The sequence below is a fragment of the Pseudomonas sp. P4_C3 genome (genome assembly GCF_056402075.1).
Window position 1 is genome coordinate 16,709 of the sequence record NZ_JBFUIC010000038.1, and the last position, 21,298, is coordinate 38,006.

General features: G+C 61.4%; 10 protein-coding genes. 6 read left to right on the forward strand and 4 right to left on the reverse strand.

Translation table 11 applies throughout. The features are described 5' to 3' along the window. Positions 1 to 1,035 (reverse strand): lipopolysaccharide heptosyltransferase II, encoded by a 1,035-nt coding sequence (waaF, locus tag AC1DVH_RS09790; protein WP_477753628.1) that lies wholly within the window; start codon positions 1,033 to 1,035, stop codon positions 1 to 3. A gap of 216 nt (positions 1,036 to 1,251) precedes the next feature. Then, entirely contained in the window at positions 1,252 to 4,191 is a 2,940-nt protein-coding gene (glnE, locus tag AC1DVH_RS09795) for a bifunctional [glutamate--ammonia ligase]-adenylyl-L-tyrosine phosphorylase/[glutamate--ammonia-ligase] adenylyltransferase (protein WP_477753629.1), read from the reverse strand. Between the two features lie 383 nt (positions 4,192 to 4,574). Between glnE and aceE the strand changes: the two genes are divergently transcribed. The 5 genes from aceE to AC1DVH_RS09820 all read left to right on the forward strand — a co-directional run bounded on the left by aceE (position 4,575) and on the right by AC1DVH_RS09820 (position 14,615). Beyond that, positions 4,575 to 7,220 carry a pyruvate dehydrogenase (acetyl-transferring), homodimeric type gene (gene aceE, locus AC1DVH_RS09800; protein ID WP_477753630.1) on the forward strand — a complete coding sequence of 882 codons (2,646 nt, stop codon included), beginning with the start codon at positions 4,575 to 4,577 and terminating at the stop codon, positions 7,218 to 7,220. An 11-nt stretch (positions 7,221 to 7,231) separates the two neighbouring features. Beyond that, on the forward strand, positions 7,232 to 9,175 hold the full coding sequence (aceF, locus tag AC1DVH_RS09805; RefSeq protein ID WP_477753631.1) for a dihydrolipoyllysine-residue acetyltransferase: 1,944 nt from the start codon (positions 7,232 to 7,234) through the stop codon (positions 9,173 to 9,175). A 273-nt stretch (positions 9,176 to 9,448) separates the two neighbouring features. Beyond that, positions 9,449 to 10,843: an alkaline phosphatase D family protein gene (locus tag AC1DVH_RS09810; RefSeq protein ID WP_477753632.1), complete on the forward strand. Its 1,395-nt coding sequence runs from the start codon at positions 9,449 to 9,451 to the stop codon at positions 10,841 to 10,843. A gap of 234 nt (positions 10,844 to 11,077) precedes the next feature. Continuing rightward, complete coding sequence (locus AC1DVH_RS09815; RefSeq protein WP_477753633.1) at positions 11,078 to 13,771, forward strand: sensor domain-containing phosphodiesterase; 2,694 nt, start codon at positions 11,078 to 11,080, stop codon at positions 13,769 to 13,771. Positions 13,772 to 13,916: 145 nt separating this feature from the next. Next, complete coding sequence (locus AC1DVH_RS09820; RefSeq protein WP_477753634.1) at positions 13,917 to 14,615, forward strand: OmpW/AlkL family protein; 699 nt, start codon at positions 13,917 to 13,919, stop codon at positions 14,613 to 14,615. 111 nt (positions 14,616 to 14,726) lie between these two features. On the opposite strand, the gene AC1DVH_RS09825 is transcribed toward AC1DVH_RS09820, so the two are convergent. After that, entirely contained in the window at positions 14,727 to 15,656 is a 930-nt protein-coding gene (locus AC1DVH_RS09825) for an NAD-dependent epimerase/dehydratase family protein (protein ID WP_477753635.1), read from the reverse strand. Next, the gene (locus AC1DVH_RS09830) at positions 15,649 to 16,533 is read right to left on the reverse strand and encodes a sugar nucleotide-binding protein (RefSeq protein ID WP_477753636.1); all 885 of its coding nucleotides are present in this window, start codon (positions 16,531 to 16,533) and stop codon (positions 15,649 to 15,651) included. Before AC1DVH_RS09830 ends, AC1DVH_RS09825 begins: the two co-directional genes overlap by 8 nt. A gap of 309 nt (positions 16,534 to 16,842) precedes the next feature. Here AC1DVH_RS09830 and AC1DVH_RS09835 point away from each other — a divergent pair, with 309 nt between their 5' ends. Continuing rightward, complete coding sequence (locus tag AC1DVH_RS09835) at positions 16,843 to 21,150, forward strand: DEAD/DEAH box helicase (RefSeq protein WP_477753637.1); 4,308 nt, start codon at positions 16,843 to 16,845, stop codon at positions 21,148 to 21,150. The last annotated feature ends 148 nt before the right edge of the window (positions 21,151 to 21,298 follow it).

Consider the following 21,298-nt stretch of genomic DNA (forward strand, 5'->3'; position numbering starts at 1 on the left):
CTATTTGACCTCGACCACAGTGCCTTGCAACCGCTGCAAGGCTTCGTTCACGGCCTGCGGCATGAGCTGGCGCAGGCAGTTGTAATGGCCGAAACGGCAGGTGCGATCGAAGCACGGACTGCACTCGATGCCCAGGCGTACGATTTCCACGTGCTCGGCCAGCGGTGGCGTGAAGCCCGGCGACGTCGAACCGTAGACCGCGACCAGCGGGCGGTTCAGCGCGGCGGCGACGTGCATCAGGCCGGAGTCGTTGGACACCACAGAATCTGCACAGGACATCAGGTCGATGGCTTCGGCCAGCGAGGTGCCGCCACTGAGGTTCGCTGACTCTTCACGCAGACCGGGAATCAGCCGCGCGCGGATGTCTTCGCCCACGGCATGGTCGTTTTTCGATCCGAACAGCCAGACTTGCCAGCCTTCGCGGATCTTCGCTTCGGCGACCTTGGCGTAATGCTCGGACGGCCAGCGCTTGGACTCGCCAAACTCGGCACCAGGGCACAGGGCCAACACCGGACGGTCGAGGGTCAGGCCGAACTTTGCCAGTGCCGCCTCGCGCGTGACCGAATCGATCTGCAGCGTCGGGCGCGGATACGGCTTTGGCAATTCAACGCCAGGCTCGTAAGCCAGGGCCATGAAGCGCTCGATCATCAGCGGGTAACGATCCTTATCCAGCGTGCGCACGTCATTGAGCAGGCCATAGCGGAACTCGCCACGCCAGCCTGTGCGTTTCGGGATGCTGGCAAAGAACGGCACCAGCGCCGACTTCAGGGAATTGGGCAGCAGGATCGCCTGGTCGTACTGGCCAGCCAGGGATTTGCCGATGCGCCAACGCGTTGCCAGCTCCAGGACACCGTGACCGAGCGGAAAGCTCAAGGCCTGGCGAACTTCGGGCATCCGCTCAAGAATCGGCCGGCTCCACTCGGGGGCCAGCACGTCGATTTCGCATTGCGGGTGGCGTTGCTTCAAACACTGGAACAGTGTCTGCGCCATCACCATGTCACCGACCCAACTGGGCCCAACGATCAGAATTTTCATGTGGTTTCCATAAACGAACCGGGGAGGCCTACGCCTCCCCGCCTCGAAAATTCTACAGAACAACGCAAATCTACTGTAGGAGCGAGCTTGCTCCGGGCGGCGATCCGACGATGAACCTGAGACCCCTCAGGGTGTCAGGCTCGCCGCGTTATCGTTAACGACCATCGCGAGCAAGCTCGCTCCTACAGGGAATATTGGCGTATCAAATATCCCGTTTCAGCTTAGCCCCAGCTCAAGCCAGATCCGCATGACCTGCCGCCGTTCGTCCGCGAACTGGTCGCCCGGTATCACCCCGGGGTCCTTCTGCAAGGCCTGCCGGTGGGCGGCGGAGCGGTAGGCTTTATACGCTTCACGCAACAGACTGGCATCTTCGACGGGCATCAGCCCTTCATGCTCCAGTTCTTCCAGAATGCGGATATTGTCCGTCCAGCGCAGCAATGGCGGGTGTGTTTCGGACCACGCCAGGGCCGCGTATTGCACCATAAATTCAATATCGACGATACCTCCGGCGTCCTGCTTGATATCGAACGGCGCCGTGGCTTCGAAGGCATTTGCCCCGGTGCCGGCCGCCGTGCTCTTGCTGCCGAGGTTATCGCGCATCTTGGCGCGCATCTCGCTGACCTCCTGACGCAGGGTCGGTAGATCACGGGTTTTGCCCAATATCGCGGCGCGGACTTTCTCGAATGCCTGGCCGACATCCTGACTGCCCACCAACACCCGCGCACGCACCAGCGCCTGATGTTCCCAAGTCCAGGCTTCGTTCTCCTGATAACGGGCAAACGCCCCGAGGGAACTCACCAGCAACCCCGACGCACCGGACGGCCGCAGACGCATGTCCACCTCATACAGCTGCCCGGAGTTGGTCTGCGCTGTCAGCAAGTGAATGATCCGTTGCCCCAGACGGGTGAAAAATTGCGCGCCATCGATGGGTTTGGGTCCGTCGGTTTCAGCCTGCGGATCGCCATCGTGGATGAACACCAGGTCCAGGTCCGAACCATGCCCGAGTTCCAGGCCGCCGACTTTCCCATAACCGACAATGATGAAGCCGGGATCGCACAAGGTGCCATCGGTGCGCAGTGGCGTGCCGTACTTGGCCACGGTCTGGCGCCAGGCCAATGCCAGCACTTGCTCCAGGATCGCTTCGGCGAGCCAGGTCAGGTAATCGCTGACTTTCATCAGCGGCAGACTGCCGGCGATTTCCGAAGCGGCCACCCGCAAGCGGTGCGCCAGCTTGAAGTGGCGCAGGGCTTCCATTTGCTGTTCGAGGTCGTCCTCGGGAATCCGCGTCAGGCGCTCGCGCAACTCGGCCGCCAATTCTGGCGCCAATGGCGGTTTGAACAGCCGGCCTTCGTTGAGCAGTTCGTCGAGCAGTAACGGGAAACGGGTGATTTGCTCGGCGATCCACGGACTTGCCGCACACAGCGTCAACAAACGCCGCAGCGCACCGGGGTTCTCGGTCAACAACACCAGATACGCGGAGCGACGGGCCACGGCTTCAACCAGCGGCAGCACCCGTTCCAGTACCAGGTCCGGATTGTCATGTTCCACGGCCTGTGCCAGCAGACGCGGAATAAAAGCATCGAGACGTTCGCGGCCCAGACGCTGCATCGCCCGCAATTGCGGGCTACTGCGCAAGCCGGCCAAGGCTTTCAAGGCTTTGGGGGCATCCTTGAAGCCACCCTCTTCCAGTTGGCGGCAAGCGGCCTCATCGTCCTGAGCCTCTTCCCACAGCGGCAACCACTCACCGCCGACCACCACTTCGCTTTCGGCGCCCTGCTCTTCGTCGGGATCGGCGATCACCTGCCCGAAGTGCCAGGCCACGCGGCCGCGCCAATACATCAGTTGTTCGTGGAACGCCGTCCAGTTGGCGAAACCCAGCATAAAGGCAATGCGCGCCTGATCCTGCTCGCCACTGGGCAACATTTGCGTCTGGCGATCGGCAATCGCCTGAATCGCGTGTTCGGTGTAACGCAGGAATTCGTAACCTTCACGCAGCTCGCCGATCACGGCCGGCGGCAGGTAACCCTGACCTTCCAGCGTGCTCAGCACTTTTAATAGCGGGCGTTGCTGCAAGCTCAAATCGCGGCCGCCGTGAATCAGCTGGAACGCCTGGGCAATGAACTCGACTTCACGAATACCGCCGGAACCGAGCTTGATGTTGTCGGCCATGCCCTTGCGCCGTACTTCCTGCTGGATCAGTTGCTTCATGGTGCGCAGCGCTTCGATGGCCGAGAAGTCCAGGTAGCGCCGGTAAACGAACGGCCGCAGCATCTCCTGCAGTTGCGCGCCGGCTACTTGATCGCCGGCCACCACCCGCGACTTGATCATCGCGTAGCGTTCCCAGTCGCGACCCTGGTCCTGGTAATACTGTTCCAGCGCGTTGAAGCTCAGCACCAGAGCGCCGGACGAACCGTAAGGTCGCAAGCGCATGTCGACGCGAAATACAAAGCCGTCGACGGTCATCGGGTCCAGGGCCTTGATCAGCCGCTGGCCCAGACGAATGAAGAACTCCTGGTTATCCAGCGCGCGTTTCACACCGACGGTTTCGCCGCCCTCGGGGTAGGCAAAAATCAGATCGATGTCCGAGGACAGGTTCAGCTCCACGGCGCCGAGCTTGCCCATGCCGAGAATGACCATCTGCTGCGGCTCGCCGCTGCGCCGCCCGGTCGGCACGCCGAACTGCTGGCAATGCCGCACATACAACCATTGATAGGCCTGATCGATGCTGGCATCCGCCATGTCCGAAAGGTCGCGACAGGTCTGGATCAAATCGGCCTGGCGGGTCAGGTCGCGCCAGATGATCCGCACCTGATGGCGTGCACGCTGGCGGCGCAAGGCGCGGCCAAGCTGATCGTCGGACTCGGCCTCGCTCACGGCGGCCGCGATCTGCCCGCACAACTCGCCGGGAGCGAAGCGGCGATCCAGTTCGCCGGACTGCACCAGCTCCAGCAACATCAAAGGGTCACGAGCACACTGTTCAATCACGAAATCGCTGGCGGCGGTGACGCGGGCAAATTGCGCCCAGCGTTCCGGCGTCCAGGTGGACAGCCCGTGGTCATCGTCCAGGGCAGCGACGGCAGCCCGGAACGACTGCTCGGCGCGGGAGACCAACGGCAGGAGAATGGCGGGCAGTTCGGCAAGCGAAGGGAGGCTCATGGTCTATCCTTGATCGGCGTACAACGGACTGCATGTAGTGGTTTTCGAAAACTCACTACCTGAGGGACTGTCGAACAAAAGTTAGAAATAGCTGAGATTTCTTTAATTTTGGCAGCCAGCATCAAGCTTTTACCTTCTGTAGTTGGAAAAAGACCAACCTTAACGATTATTCTCACAACGCAGCCGGGGGCGACAAGCCGCTCATCTGTAGTTTTACTACTCGTATATACATTAGACGGGCTGAAATGCCGGAAGATTTGTAGTAAAACTACACGCCGCCGGAACAACCTGTCGGCAATCCAAGAATTCATAACGTCTGCCCACAAGGCCAGTCGCTAACTCAGGCAACCGATTCTGGTAGCCTTTCCGCCCTGGAGCAAGCCATGCAAGACCTCGATCCCGTCGAAACCCAGGAATGGCTGGACGCCCTGGAATCGGTTCTCGACAAAGAAGGCGAAGACCGTGCTCACTATCTGATGACCCGTATGGGTGAACTCGCGACCCGCAGCGGTTCGCAGTTGCCTTACGCCATCACCACACCTTACCGCAACACGATCCCCGTTACCCACGAAGCACGCATGCCTGGCGACCTGTTCATGGAACGCCGCATTCGCTCGCTGGTACGCTGGAACGCGATGGCCATGGTAATGCGTACAAACCTGAAAGATTCTGACCTCGGCGGTCACATCTCCAGCTTCGCTTCCAGTGCGACCCTGTATGACATCGGCTTCAACTACTTCTTCCAGGCCCCGAGCGACGAACACGGCGGCGACCTGATCTACTTCCAGGGCCACACCTCGCCAGGCGTTTACGCCCGCGCATTCATGGAAGGCCGCATCACCGAAGACCAGATGAACAACTTCCGCCAGGAAGTCGACGGTCAGGGCCTGTCGTCCTACCCGCACCCTTGGCTGATGCCTGACTTCTGGCAGTTCCCGACCGTATCCATGGGTCTGGGCCCGATCCAGGCGATCTACCAGGCACGCTTCATGAAGTACCTGGAACACCGYGGYTTCATYCAGCCGGGCAAACAGAAAGTCTGGTGCTTCCTGGGCGACGGCGAGTGCGACGAGCCGGAATCCCTGGGTGCGATCTCCCTGGCCGGCCGCGAGAAGCTGGACAACCTGATCTTCGTCATCAACTGCAACCTGCAACGCCTCGACGGCCCGGTTCGCGGCAACGGCAAGATCATCCAGGAACTCGAAGGCGTGTTCCGCGGTGCCCAGTGGAACGTGACCAAAGTCATCTGGGGCCGTTTCTGGGACCCACTGCTGGCCAAGGATGTCGACGGCATCCTGCAACGCCGCATGGACGAAGTCATCGACGGCGAGTACCAGAACTACAAGGCCAAAGACGGCGCGTTCGTGCGTGAACACTTCTTCAACACGCCTGAACTCAAGGCAATGGTCGAAGACCTGTCCGACGACGAGATCTGGAAACTCAACCGTGGCGGCCACGACCCGTACAAGGTCTACGCGGCGTACCACGAAGCGGTCAACCACAAAGAACAACCGACCGTCATCCTGGCCAAGACCATCAAGGGTTATGGCACCGGTGCCGGCGAAGCGAAGAACACTGCGCACAACACCAAGAAAGTCGACGTCGACAGCCTGAAGTTGTTCCGTGATCGTTTCGACATCCCGGTCAAGGACGATGAGCTGGAAAACCTGCCATTCTTCAAACCGCAAGAAGGCAGCGCCGAAGCCCGTTACCTGAGCGAGCGCCGTACCGCACTGGGCGGCTTCGTACCTCAGCGTCGCGCCAAGAGCTTCAACATCCCGACTCCGCCACTGGACACCCTCAAGGCGATCCTGGACGGCTCGGGCGACCGCGAAATCTCCACCACCATGGCCTTCGTGCGGATCCTCGCGCAACTGGTCAAGGACAAGGAAATCGGTCCGCGCATCGTGCCGATCATCCCGGACGAAGCCCGTACCTTCGGTATGGAAGGCATGTTCCGTCAGCTGGGCATCTACTCCTCCGTCGGCCAGCTCTACGAGCCAGTCGATAAAGACCAGGTGATGTTCTACAAGGAAGACCAGAAGGGTCAGATCCTCGAGGAAGGCATCAACGAAGCGGGCGCCATGAGCTCCTTCATCGCTGCCGGTACTTCGTACTCCAGCCACAACCAGCCGATGCTGCCGTTCTACATCTTCTACTCGATGTTCGGCTTCCAGCGTATCGGCGACCTGGCCTGGGCCGCTGGCGACAGCCGCACCCGTGGCTTCCTGATCGGCGGCACCGCCGGCCGTACCACCCTGAACGGTGAAGGCCTGCAACACGAAGACGGTCACAGCCACCTGCTGGCCGCGACCATCCCGAACTGCCGCACCTACGATCCAACCTACGGCTACGAGTTGGCGGTGATCATTCAGGACGGCATGAAGAAGATGACCGAAGAGCAACAGGACGTCTTCTACTACATCACCGTAATGAACGAGTCGTACCAGCAGCCAGCCATGCCGGCCGGTGCCGAAGAAGGCATCAAGAAAGGCATGTACCTGCTCGAAGAAGACACCCGCGAAGCGGCGCACCACGTTCAGCTGATGGGCTCCGGCACCATTCTGCGTGAAGTCCGTGAAGCAGCGAAGATCCTGCGCGAAGAGTTCAACGTCGGCGCCGACGTGTGGAGCGTTACCAGCTTCAACGAACTGCGTCGCGACGGCCTGGCCGTTGAACGCACCAACCGTCTGCACCCGGGCCAGAAGCCTAAGCTGAGCTACGTCGAAGAGTGCCTGAACGGCCGTAAAGGTCCGGTCATCGCGTCTACCGACTACATGAAACTGTTCGCCGAGCAGATCCGTCAGTGGGTACCGTCCAAGGAATTCAAAGTCCTGGGCACCGACGGTTTCGGCCGCAGCGACAGCCGCAAGAAACTGCGTCATTTCTTCGAAGTCGACCGTCATTTCGTGGTGTTGGCAGCCCTGGAAGCACTGGCTGACCGTGGTGACATCGAACCTAAGGTTGTGGCTGAAGCCATCGCCAAGTTCGGTATCAACCCGGAAAAACGCAACCCACTGGACTGCTGAGGAGAGATTCTGTGAGCGAACTCATTCGCGTACCTGACATCGGCAGCGGTGAAGGTGAAGTAATTGAACTGTTTGTGAAGGTCGGCGACCGTATCGAAGCCGATCAGAGCATCCTGACACTTGAGTCGGACAAGGCGAGCATGGAAGTGCCTGCGCCGAAGGCCGGTATCATCAAGAGCCTGAAAGTGAAGCTGGGCGATCGCCTGAAAGAAGGCGACGAACTGCTGGAGCTGGAAGTCGAAGGTGCCGCTACTGCGGCTCCTGCGGCTGCCGCTGCGCCGGCGGCCAAGGCTGAAGCCAAACCGGCTGCTGCACCTGCCGCCGCCCCTGCTCCTGCTGCGCCGGCTGCTGCCAGCGTTCAGCAAGTGTACGTGCCGGACATCGGTTCGTCGGGCAAGGCCCAGATCATCGAGATCCAGGTCAAGGTCGGCGACACCGTCGCGGCTGATCAGTCACTGATCACCTTGGAATCCGACAAGGCGAGCATGGAAATCCCGTCGCCWGCCGCTGGCGTGGTCAAGGCCATCAGCGTCAAGCTCAACGACGAAGTCGGCACCGGCGACCTGATCCTGGATCTGGAAGTGGCGGGTGCTGCTGCACCAGTTGCTGCCGCTCCAGCTCAGGCGGCCGCACCTGCCGCCGCTGCTCCAGCGCCTGCCGCTGCCGCACCGGCTGCTCCAGTGGCCGACAGCGTTCAGGACATCCACGTTCCGGACATCGGTTCGGCGGGCAAGGCCAAGATCATCGAAGTCCTGGTCAAGGCCGGCGACACCGTTGTGGCCGACCAGTCGCTGATCACTCTGGAATCCGACAAGGCGAGCATGGAAATCCCGTCGCCAGCCGCTGGCGTGGTGGAAAGCGTTTCCATCAAGCTCGATGACGAAGTCGGTACCGGCGACCTGATCCTCAAGCTGAAAGTCAAAGGCGCCGCTCCGGCACCTGCCGCTGCGGCTCCGAGCGCACCTGCTCCAGCTGCTGCACCTGCCGCCGCCGCACCTGTTGCAGCCCCGGCCGCCGCTCCAGCCAAGCCAGGCGCCAAGGTTCACGCCGGCCCTGCCGTGCGTCAACTGGCCCGAGAATTCGGCGTCGAGCTGAGCGCCGTTGGCGCCAGCGGTCCGCACGGTCGCATCCTGAAAGAAGACGTGCAGGTTTACGTCAAAGCCATGATGCAGAAGGCCAAGGAAGCACCGGCCGCTGCTGCCGGCGCAACCGGTGGCGCGGGCATCCCGCCGATTCCGGTCGTGGACTTCAGCCGCTTCGGTGAAATCGAAGAAGTGCCGATGACCCGCCTGATGCAGGTCGGAGCCGCCAACTTGCACCGCAGCTGGCTGAACGTGCCGCACGTGACGCAATTCGACTCGGCGGATATCACCGAACTCGAAGCGTTCCGTGTTGCCCAGAAAGCCGTTGCAGAGAAGGCCGGCGTCAAGCTGACCATCCTGCCGTTGCTGCTCAAGACCTGTGCGCACCTGCTCAAGGAACTGCCGGACTTCAACAGCTCGCTGGCGCCAAGCGGCAAAGCGATCATCCGCAAGAAATACGTGAACATCGGCTTCGCCGTCGACACCCCGGATGGCCTGCTGGTACCGGTCATCAAGAACGTCGACCAGAAGAGCCTGCTGCAACTGGCCGCCGAAGCTGCTTCCCTGGCTGAAAAAGCCCGGACCAAGAAGCTCTCGTCGGATGAGATGCAAGGCGCCTGCTTCACCATTTCCAGCCTCGGCCACATTGGCGGCACCGGCTTCACGCCGATCGTCAACGCGCCGGAAGTGGCGATCCTCGGTGTTTCCAAGGCAACCATCCAGCCAGTCTGGGACGGCAAAGCCTTCCAGCCGAAACTGATGCTGCCGCTGTCGCTGTCCTACGATCACCGCGTGATCAACGGCGCCGCTGCTGCACGCTTCACCAAGCGTCTGAGCGACCTGCTGGGCGACATCCGCACCATGCTCCTGTAACACCGACCGGCCCTCCCTCACCGGAGGGCCAGTGCGTTCCACGTTTCCGAGCGCCACGCTCGTACCTCAACCCCGCCAATTTGGCGGGGCTTTTTTTGCCTGAATTTTCTGCTTAAAACGTCTTCCTACATTTGTGGCTGATATCGCCCACAACTCGAATCCATTTCTGCCAGATATTTTTTCGGGCCAAATAACTAGCCTTGACTGAAAGACTACTTATTACATCCGAAACAACCATCTATCTAATTCGTTGGCAGCCGAATGGACTCAAACATGCTTAAACCAACTGTCGGCCCGATTATTGGCCACACCACCACTAATCACGCACGTATTTTTTTGCGCGGCGAATACAATAAAAACACCTTGGTATTTGCCGGCATTCGTTATAGACGACAAGGCGAAGATCACTGGTCAAAAGGCAGCTTTACAAAACTCGAACCCGAGCACGACATGTGCGAAGTCTTTGCACTAAACAACCTGTCCGCCGACTCCGACTATGAATATCAGGCCGGGTGGTTCAGCCCGACGAGCCCGGCGCACACCGTCGACACGGTGAAGGAACTGCCGCTGCAATGGCCACGACAGACTTATCAATTGCGTACCCGCTCCAGCGAAGCCAACCTGCCAAGGGCCTACATTGTCGGCTCTTGCCGATACCTGCGCATGACCGCAGGTATCGCCTTGGCCCCTCACTTGGGCGACAGAATCTTCGCTTCAATTTCACGCCTGGTGGAGCAAGCCAGCCCTCCCGTCAGCGCGCTGGTGATGACGGGAGACCAAATCTACGTCGATGATTTGAACATCATTGCTCCTGATCGGGAACTCAAGGAAATCCTGCAAAAATATCGCGTGGCGTTTTCGCAGATAAATATCGGCAGATTAATGTCCAGCCTGCCCACTTACATGATCCTTGACGACCATGAAATAGAGGACAACTGGCCCGCCAACAAGAGCAGGTCCGATGACTACTTATATGCAAACGCAATCAGGGCCTATGAGTTGTATCAGGCCAGCCATAGCCCAGCTCATGCACTAACCAGTGATGGACTGATAAATAAACGACTGGACAAATACTGGTATCAATTTACTGAAGGTGATATCGAATGGTTTGTTACCGACAGTCGAACCCGACGCAATCTGTCGACCACTGACCGACGCATTCTCGACGCAGCCCAGGAACAGGCCTTGTGCGACTGGCTGATCCACAGTCCGGCACGGGTCAAACTCGTGGTCACCAGTGTCATGTTCTACCCCGACCGCAAACGCCTGGGTGATGACGCTTGGCAGGCCTTCCCTGAACAACGACTACGGCTGCTGGAGAGCATTCGCACACACTGCATCAAGAACGTCGTGTTCATTTCCGGTGATGTTCACGGCTCGCTGACCAGTCGGCTTACCCACAGCGAGGACCCGGATTTCGAAGTCCACACCATCGTCTCGTCACCGCTGTGCAACAGCAGAATGTTGCCCTATGCCACGGCCGCCACGTTCGCCCTCGATCAGCCCCTGGTCCGCACCGCTTCCGGCGACTATTTCCATGAGCTGACCAGCAACGTGATCAGCCAGGATAACTTTGCACACCTGGTCGTCGATGCCGGGCAGCTTCAAGTGAATTATCACGATCGGGAAGGCAAGTTATTGCAGTCCATTGGCATCCGGTTTCGCTGATCCGGAAACAGATCGTAGCCATTTGCAACACGTGCAAAACTGCGACTTTTCGGCGAACAGCATTACTTTTTGCCACCGACTGAAGAAATCCCGTCGCCTGCCGACATATTCTTATAGCACTTGGCCTTCATCTCTCTTGTCAGTCGGTGTCGCAATGATGCAACCTTGCCGCAGGCAACAGTCAAGAGGGCGAGAGCCCAGCGCGTTCAGCATATTCGAAGCGAGTTTCCCTCCATGAAAAGCCAACCCGATGCCGCCAGCCGTATGGTGGCCGAGGTAGTGACGCAGTTGCCTGTGCCCTCGCGGCTCGGCATGCTGCGTTTCGAACGGCTTAATGAACCCAGCTGGGCGCTGCTGTTTCTTGATCCCAATTGCGAACGCCAGTTCGGCCTGCCGGCCGTGGAGCTGTGTGCGCTGGTGGGCTCGCCCTACGCCAGCCTGATGGAGCCGCAAGCGCGCTATCAACTGCACGACGCGGTCCAGCAACAGCTGACTGAAAGCACGCATTACCTGATCCGCTACACCCTGCACACCGCCTCAGGCTCCCTGAATCTGCTGGAACTGGGCGAAGCCTACAAACAACACAACCGCCACCTGTTGCGCGGCTATCTGCTGGTCATCGACGGCCTGTTCGAGGATGACCCGCTGCAACCGGCCCTGGATCTGGAAACCCAGAACTCGCGCCTGCAAATCGCCCTGGAACTCAATCAGCGTGCCCAGCAGGAGCAACTGCTACATCTGGACCGGGTGCGTGCCCAGCAGGACCTGATCCTGCTGCTGACCCGGCAACGCTACAGCAGCAACAATTCCCTGCAAGAAGCTGCCGAACTGATCACCCGCAGCGCCTGCGACATTTACGAAATCGACTGCGCCAGCCTGTGGCACCTCGAAGGCTCGATGCTGGTGCCGATCTCGGCCTACCACCGCACGAACCAGGAATACCTGCTGCCGCAACCGATCGACGTCAGCGTGTTCCCCGATTACCTCGACGCCTTGCACACCGGCCGCGCCATCGACGCCCATAACGCCATGCGCGACCCGCGTACCCGGGAGATGGCCGAGAGCCTGCGCCCGCGCGACGTTAACGCAATGCTCGACGCCAGTATCCGCGTCGATGGCCAAGTGGTCGGCGTGCTGTGCCTGGAGCAGACCGGTGCGACCCGTGCCTGGCAACAGGACGAAATCGCTTTTGCTGGCGAACTGGCGGACCAGTTTGCCCAGGTCATCAGTAACCACAATCGTCGAACCGCCACCAGCGCCCTGCACTTGTTTCAGCGTGCGGTCGAGCAAAGTGCCAACGCCTTTCTGCTGGTCAACTGCGACGGCGTGGTGGAATACGTCAACCCGAGCTTCACCGCGATCACCCAATATTCCACCGAAGAAGTGCACGGTCAGCGCCTGTCGGAACTGCCGGCCCTGGAGAACCTCAGTGAACTGCTGTTCGACGCACCTTCGGCGTTGGCCAAGAGCAACAGTTGGCAAGGCGAATTCAAGAGTCGCCGGAAAAACCTCGAACCCTACTGGGGCCAGTTGTCGATCTCCAAGGTTTACGGCGACAACCGCGAGCTGACCCACTACATCGGCATATACGAAGACATCACCCAGACCAAGCTTGCTCAGCAACGCATCGAGCGCCTGGCCTACACCGACAACCTGACAAACCTCGGCAACCGCCCGGCGTTCATCCGCAACCTCGATGAACGCTTTGCCCGGGACAGCGATGCGCCGATCAGCCTGTTGCTGGTGGACATCGACAACTTCAAGCGGATCAACGACAGCCTCGGCCACCAGACCGGCGACAAACTGCTGATCAGCCTCGCCCGGCGCCTGCGCAACAGCCTGGTTCCGAGCGGCAGCCTGGCGCGATTCGCCAGTAATGAATTCGCCGTGCTGCTGGACAACACTGACCTGTCGACGGGCCAGCAAGTGGCCAACCAATTGCTGGCGACCCTCGACAAACCGATGTTCGTCGACAACCAGTTGATCAGCGTCACCGGCTCCGTGGGCCTGGCCTGCGCGCCGCTGCACGGGCGCGACCCGCAAACCCTGATGCGCAATGCCGGGTTGGCGCTGCACAAGGCCAAGGCCAACGGCAAACACCAGGTGCAAGTGTTCACCGAAGCGCTCAACGCCGAGGCCAGCTACAAGCTGTTCGTCGAGAACAACCTGCGCCGAGCCCTGACCCAGAACGAGCTCGACGTGTTCTATCAGCCCAAGCTGTGCCTGCGCAGCGGTCGCCTGCTGGGCATGGAAGCACTGCTGCGCTGGGACCATCCGGAAAAGGGCATGATCCGCCCGGATCAGTTCATCAGCGTCGCCGAAGAAACCGGACTGATCATTCCGATCGGCAAATGGATCGCCCGCCAGGCATGCCGCATGAGCAAAGCGCTGACCGCCGCCGGCCTGGGCAACCTGCAAGTGGCGATCAACCTGTCGCCCAAGCAGTTTTCCGATCCGGACCTGGTGGCCTCCATTGCCAACATCCTCAAGGAAGAAGCCCTCCCCGCTCATTTGCTGGAGCTGGAGCTGACCGAAGGCCTGCTGCTGGAAGCCACCGAAGACACCCACTTGCAACTCGACCAACTCAAGCGCCTGGGCCTGACCCTGGCCATGGACGACTTCGGCACCGGTTACTCGTCGCTCAGTTACTTGAAAAAATTCCCCATCGACATCATCAAGATCGACCGAAGCTTCATCCACGAAATCCCGGACAACCAGGACGACATGGAAATCACCTCCGCGGTGATCGCCATGGCGCACAACCTGAAACTCAAGGTCGTGGCTGAAGGCATCGAAACCGCCGAACAGTTGTCGTTCCTGCGCCGTCACCGCTGCGACGTCGGCCAGGGCTACCTGTTCGATCGTCCGATCCCGGGCAATGAGCTGATCGAAAAGCTCAAGCGCTACCCGCGTGGTCCAATCGCCTGACAGACACAGAACCTGCTCGCGAAGGGCCATCGAAATCGCTACAAAATCCATTCCTTACCACTTTCCTTGAGCTGCATCAAAAGACCGATTCGTTAGGCACCTTACCATTGGACATCGAACATTTTTAACGTCCTCTGGAGCCCTCATGAACAAGTCCATGCTCAGCGCTTCGCTGGTTGCCTTCGCGCTCGCAGCCCCGCTCGCCCAAGCCCACGAGGCCGGTGACATCATCCTTCGGGCGGGCGCCATCACCGTTAACCCGAAAGCCGACAGTTCCAGCGTGAAGGTCGATCAGGGTCCGCTGGCCGGTACCAACCTGGGCGGCAAGGCGACCATGGACAGCGACACGCAGCTGGGCCTGAACTTCGCCTACATGCTCACCAACAATTGGGGGATCGAACTGCTTGCCGCCACTCCGTTCGAGCATGACGTGAATCTCAAAGGTACCGCCCTGCCTGCTGCCAACGGCAAACTCGGTTCCCTGAAACACCTGCCGCCAACCCTGAGCGTGGTCTACTACCCGCTGGATTCGAAGTCGGCCTTCCAGCCCTATGTCGGCGGTGGCATCAACTACACCTGGATCTACGACGAAAGCCTCAGCAGCGAAGCCAAGTCCGCCGGTTTCAGTAACTTCAATGCGAAGAACTCCTGGGGTCTGGCCTGGCAGGTCGGTGCCGACTACATGCTGACCGACCATGTCATGCTCAACGCCCAGGTGCGCTACATCGACATCGATACCCGCGCCACAGTGGAAAACAACGCCATTGCCCCGGGCACCCGCGCCAAGGTCAACATCGACGTCGATCCGTTTGTGTACATGGTTGGCCTGGGTTACAAGTTCTAAGCGACATCGCTGGAAGAATGTTCACGTGGTGGTGAACCAGGCCGTTGTGGCGAGGGAGCTTGCTCCGGCGCCTGTAAACAGGCGCCTTTTTCACGTCCGCAGGGCAGCGATTTATCGCCCCAGCAACCGCGCCAGCCCCACACGCATCGGTGTCTGCTCTGTGGTAGTGAAGCGCTCCAACAGACGCTGGTTGTTCGCCCGGGAGTGACGAATGTCACCGGAGCGCGCCGGGCCGTAGCTCACCGGAGGCAACTTGCCGACCACGGCTTCCAGCGCTTCGAGCATTTGCTTGAGGGTCGTCGCCTGGTTCCAGCCGACGTTGACCGCACCGACTTCGACCTGAGGTTTCTCGATGGCCTGCACCAGCAAGTCGACCAGGTCTTCGACGTAGACAAAATCCCGGGTCTGCTCGCCATCGCCGAACACGGTGATCGGCAAGCCCTTTAGTGCGCGCTCGCTGAAAATACTGATCACCCCGGAGTACGGCGAGGACGGATCCTGGCGCGGGCCGAAGATGTTGAAGAAGCGGAAAATCACCGGCTCCAGCCCATGCAGGCGGCGGTAGAAATCGAAGTAATGCTCGCTGGCCAGTTTGTCCACCGCATAAGGCGTCAACGGCGCCTTGGGCGTGTCTTCGTCGATCGACTCACCTTCGCCATTGTTGCCATACACCGCCGCGCTGGAGGCAAACAGCACGCGCTTGACCCCGGTCTGGCGCATGGCTTCGCAGACGTTCAGCGTGCCGATGAAGTTGCTCTGGTGCGTACGCACCGGATCGTCCACCGAGGCCTGCACCGAAGCCACGGCCGCGAGGTGCGCCACGGCGCTGCATCCAGCCATCGCCTGGGCAACCAAAGCCGCATCGGCCACGTCGCCGACGATCAGTTCGACCCTGGGATTATCCAGCGGCAGATTGCTGCGCTTGCCGGTGGACAGGTCATCGAGAATCCGCACTGCATGGCCCTTGACAAGCAGGGCGTCAGTCAGGTGTGAACCAATGAAACCGGCACCACCGGTGATCAAAACGGGACCGTCAGCCATGGCGATAGAACCTGTCCAGTAGGCCGGGAAGCGCCGCACGCCAGGCGCGCGGCTTGATCCCGAAGGTGTGCAGAATTTTCTTGCAGGCCAATACCGCGTGTTGCGGTTCTTCGGCAGCATCCGGACGCGCGGYGTGAGCCTGAGCGGTCGGGGCCTCAATGGCCAGCGGATGCAGGCTGCGGGCTTCGGTCAGAATCGCCTGTCCCAGCGCCAGCGGCGTGGTCGCCTCATGCCCGGCGTAGTGGTAGGTGCCCCACAGCGGCGCGGCGCAATCGAGTTGCTTGAGCACAGAAATGATCACCCGGGCAGCATCGTCGACCGGCGTCGGATTGCCGCGTCGGTCGTCGGCCATCAGCAGTTCTTCGGGTTGTTCGGCACGGGCGAGGAAGCGGCCAAGGGTGCCATCCGGACTGTCGTCCAGCAGCCAGCCGAAACGCAACAGCACGTGTTGCGGGCAGGTGGCGCGAACGCTTTGTTCGATCCGCCACAACGCCTGACCGCGCAAGCCCAGTGGAACGGGTTCGTCTTTTTCGCTGTAGGCCGTGGCACGGGAGCCGTCGAACACTCGATAGCTCGAAGGTTGCAGTAGAACGATGTTGTGGTGCTGGCACAGTTCCGCCAGACGCTCGATCGCACGCTCCTGGCCGGCCAGACGCTGTTCGCTCACTGCCTCCGCCTGAAACCAGTCGAAGTAGTAGGCAAGGTTGATCAATGCATCGGGACGGGTGTCGTCGAGCAGTTGTGTCAGGCTCGCGGCATCCCAGCCGTCTTCGGGCGGGCGGGGGGCGAGGAAACCGATGTCTTCCTCCGCACCGAGGCGAATCAGCGCCTGCCCAAGGGCATTTCCGCCGCCCAGTAACATAAGGCGCATTCGCATAGAGTCAGCAGGCCCAGTCTGATTGAAACAATGGCGTTATCGACACCGCACCCAGGCGATGTCGTTGGTAATTGCCGGAATCGTTGCATTTTGCGGGTTTAGTGCGCAACCGTCACCCGTAAAGTGTAGATGTCTGACTTTTGCGGTGCCTGGACTGGCCTCATCGCGAGCARGCTCGCTCCCACATTGGATTTATGTGAACCGAAGATCCACTGTAGGAGCGAGCCTGCTCGCGATGAGGCCCTGGAAGGCGGTGAAGATCTTGAGTGGTACTTGCATCTTCGGCCACCCACCCGCATAACTTGCTGCATGAACCTGCCCATTCCTGCAGACAGTGCCCTGAGCGGCTTTCATCCCGCAGTCAGCGCCTGGTTCAGTCACACATTCGCAGCGGTCACCGCCGCCCAGGCCCGGGCGTGGCCGTCGATCCGCCAGCGCCGTTCGACCCTGGTCGCCGCGCCCACCGGCTCCGGCAAGACCCTCACCGCCTTTCTCGCCGTCATCGACGACCTGGTGCACCGCGGCCTGGAAAGCCCCGAAGGCTTGCCCGACGCCACCCTGGTGGTCTACGTCTCGCCGCTCAAGGCGCTGTCCAACGACATCCAGATCAACCTGCAAAACCCGCTGGCCGGCATTACCGAACAGTTGCGCGTGATGGGTCTGCCCGAATTGCAGATCACCACCGCCGTGCGCACCGGCGACACACCGCAAAAAGACCGCTCGGCGATGCGCAAGACGGCGCCGCATATTCTGGTGACCACGCCGGAGTCCCTGTACGTGCTGCTCGGTTCCGATTCCGGTCGGCAGATGCTTGGCACGACACAAACGGTGATCATCGACGAGATCCACGCCATGGCCGCCAGCAAACGCGGCAGTCATCTGACCCTGAGCCTCGAACGCCTGCAAGCACTCTGCCCTGAGCCGTTGCTGCGCATCGGTCTGTCTGCCACGCAAAAACCCGTCGAAGCCGTCTCGCGCTTCCTGGTGGGTCGCGACCGCCCGTGCGAGATCGTCGACATCGGCCACGCCCGCCCCCGCGATCTGGATATCGAAGTGCCGCCCGTGCCGCTATCGGCGGTGATGGCCAACGATGTCTGGGAATTGGTGTACGACCGCCTCGCCGCCCTCGCCCGGGAACACCGGACCACGCTGATTTTCGTCAACACCCGGCGCCTGGCCGAACGCCTCAGCCGGCACCTGAGCGAGCGCCTGGGCAAGGCTGCCGTGGCGGCCCACCACGGCAGCCTGGCCAAGGAGTTTCGCCTGGACGCCGAGCAGCGACTCAAGCGCGGCGACCTGCAGGTGCTGATCGCCACGGCGTCGCTGGAACTGGGGATCGACATCGGCGAAGTCGACCTGGTGTGCCAGATCGCCTCGCCGCGTTCGATTGCCGGGTTTCTGCAGCGGGTCGGCCGTTCAGGGCACCAGGTCGGCGGCACGCCCAAGGGCCGCTTGTTCGCCACCACCCGCGACGACCTGATCGAATGCGCCGCGCTGCTCGACTGCGTGCGCCGGGGCGAACTGGATACCTTGCTGATCCCGCAAGCGCCGCTGGACGTGCTGGCGCAACAGATCATCGCCGAGGTCAGTTGCCAGGAATGGCCGGAGCAAGCGCTACTGGAGATGCTGCGGCGTGCCTCGCCCTACACCGGGCTCGACGACAAACACTACCAGGCGCTGCTGCACATGCTCGCCGAGGGCTACAACGGGCGTCAGGGCGTCCGCAGTGCCTACCTGCACCGCGACGCCGTGAGCCGCACCCTGCGCGGTCGCCGTGGCGCAAAACTGACAGCGGTGACCAGTGGCGGGACCATTCCGGACAACGCCGACTACAGCGTGCTGCTGGAGCCTCAAGGGCTGAACATCGGCAGCGTCAACGAAGACTTCGCGGTGGAAAGCATCGCCGGGGATGTCTTCCAGTTGGGCAATACGTCCTATCGGATCCTGCGCGTGGAAACCGGCAAGGTACGGGTCGAGGATGCCCAAGGCCAGCCGCCGACCATTCCGTTCTGGCTCGGTGAAGCACCGGGGCGCAGCGCCGAATTGTCCGCGGCGGTGGCGCGCTTGCAGGCACAACTCGACGACCTGCTGGGGGCTGCGCCAGGCAACTTGCAGCCAGCGCTCGACTGGCTGACCGAGACCTTGGGCTTGAACCTCGCCAGCGCTGATCAACTGGTGGACTACCTGGCCCGTGCGCGACAGGCGTTGGGGGCCCTGCCATCCCAAGACACGCTACTGATGGAACGTTTTTTCGACGAGTCCGGCGGCACGCAACTGGTCATTCACACGCCGTTCGGCAGCCGCATCAACCGCGCCTGGGGCCTGGCCCTGCGCAAGCGTTTCTGTCGCACCTTCAACTTCGAATTGCAGGCCGCCGCCAGCGAAGACGCCATCGTGCTGTCGCTGTCCACCAGCCACAGTTTTGAACTGGACGACGTCTGGCGTTACATGCACAGCAACAGTGCCGAACACATCCTGATCCAGGCCGTGCTCGACGCGCCGCTGTTCGGTGTGCGCTGGCGCTGGAACGCCGGGGTGGCCCTGGCGCTGCCGCGCTACAGCGGCGGGCGCAAAGTCCCGCCGCAGATCCAGCGAATGAAAAGCGAAGACCTGATCGCCAGCGTGTTTCCCGACCAGATCGCCTGCGTGGAAAACCTCGCCGGCGAACGGGAGATTCCCGACCATCCGCTGGTGGAGCAAACCCTCGACGATTGCCTGCACGAAGCCATGGACACTGAAGGTTGGCTGGCACTGTTGCGGCGCATGGAACGCGGCGACATTCGCCTGATCAGCCGCGATTTGCCGGCGCCTTCGCCACTGGCGGCGGAGATTCTCAGCGCCCGGCCCTATACCTTTCTCGACGATGCGCCACTGGAAGAACGCCGCACCCAAGCCGTACTCAACCGCCGCTGGAGCGACCCGCAATCCACCGACGATCTCGGCGCGCTGGACGCCGAGGCGATTGCCGCCGTGCGCGACGAAGCCTGGCCGACGCCCTCCGGTATCGATGAAATGCACGAGGCCTTGATGAGCCTGGCGTGCATCACCGATGCCGAGGCCGACGCCAATCCGCAGTGGCTCGACTGGCTCACGACCCTGGCCGACAGTGGACGCGCAAGCCGTTTGCAGATCAACGCCGGGCAATCACTGTGGCTGGCGCTGGAGCGCCTGACCTGCCTGCGGGCAATTTATCCACAGGCCGAATTGACGCCATCGCTGCAAGTGCTGCCGGACTTCGACGAGGCCTGGGAACCCGACGACGCCATCCTCGAACTGATCCGCGCGCGGCTCAGCACCTTCGGGCCGCTGGCGCTCAATCGTATTGCCGAACCGCTGGGCTTGCCCGCTACACAGGTCAACCAGGCCCTGGCGCAACTGGAACGCGAAGGCTACGTGCTGCGCGGCCGCTTCACCCCGGGCACCGCTCAGGAGGAATGGTGCGAGCGGCATTTGCTGGCCCGGATTCACCGTTATACGGTCAAGCGCCTGCGCCGGGAAATCGAACCGGTGGCGTTGCAGGATTTCATGCGGTTTCTGTTCGACTGGCAGTATCTGTCGAGCGCAAGCCAGGGCCAGGGTGCGGCGGTATTGCCGGCCGTCGTTGCGCAGTTCGAAGGCTACCCCGCCGCCGCTTCAGCCTGGGACAGCGACATCCTGCCGGCGCGGATCAAGGACTACTCGGCGACCTGGCTCGATGATCTGTGCCGCAGCGGCAGACTGGTGTGGACGCGCCTGACTGCGCACAACAAAAGCGCCAGCACCGCCCTGCGCAGCACGCCGATCGTGTTGCTGCCGCGCAACCGGGTCGGACTCTGGAGCGGCTTGACCGAACAGACGCCGGTCAGCGAACTGTCGCCGAAAACGCAAAAGGTCCACGCCGCCCTCAGCCAGCATGGCGCGCTGTTTTTCGATGAGCTGATCCATGAGGCCCACCTGCTGCGTTCGGAGCTGGAGATCGCCCTGCAGGAACTGGTGGGCGCGGGGTTGGTGAATGCCGACAGCTTCGCCGGATTGCGCGCACTGATCACCCCGGTCAGCAAGCGCCAGCCGCGCAACAGTCGGCGTGGGCGCGGGGCATTTATCGGTGGCATGGACGACGCCGGGCGCTGGGCCCTGTTGCGACGCGAACCTGCCGCGCCGGTGGTGGAAAACCAGCGGACGCCTGCCGAAACCCTTGAACACATCGCCATGACCTTGCTGCGCCGCTACGGTGTGGTGTTCTGGCGCTTGCTGGAACGTGAGGCGGACTGGTTGCCGAGCTGGCGCGAACTGCTGCGTACTTTCCATCGCCTGGAGGCTCGCGGCGAGATTCGCGGCGGGCGGTTTGTCAACGGCCTGGCGGGCGAGCAATTCGCCCTGCCCGAGGCGATCCCCTTGTTGCGGGAAGTACGACGTCGACCCCATGACGGCAGCCTGGTCGCAGTGTGCGGGGTCGATCCGCTGAACCTYGCCGGCACGCTATTGCCCGGCGCGAAAGTCCCGGCACTGGCGAGCAATCGGCTGGTGTATCGCGACGGGTTGCCGGTCGCTGCCGAGATTGCTGGCAAGCAGCAGTTTTGGGGGGAGCTGGATCAGCAGACTGGCGCTGAGGTGCGCAGCAAGCTGATCCGGCACTGAAGCTGTCTGCTCTGCCCCCATCGCGAGCAAGCTCGCTCCCACAGTTGATCTGGGCAAGGGCACAGATTGATGTGCCAACACAAAACCCTGTGGGAGCGAGCTTGCTCGCGATGGGGCCATTACAGCCGCCAAAAACCTCCCGGGCGAC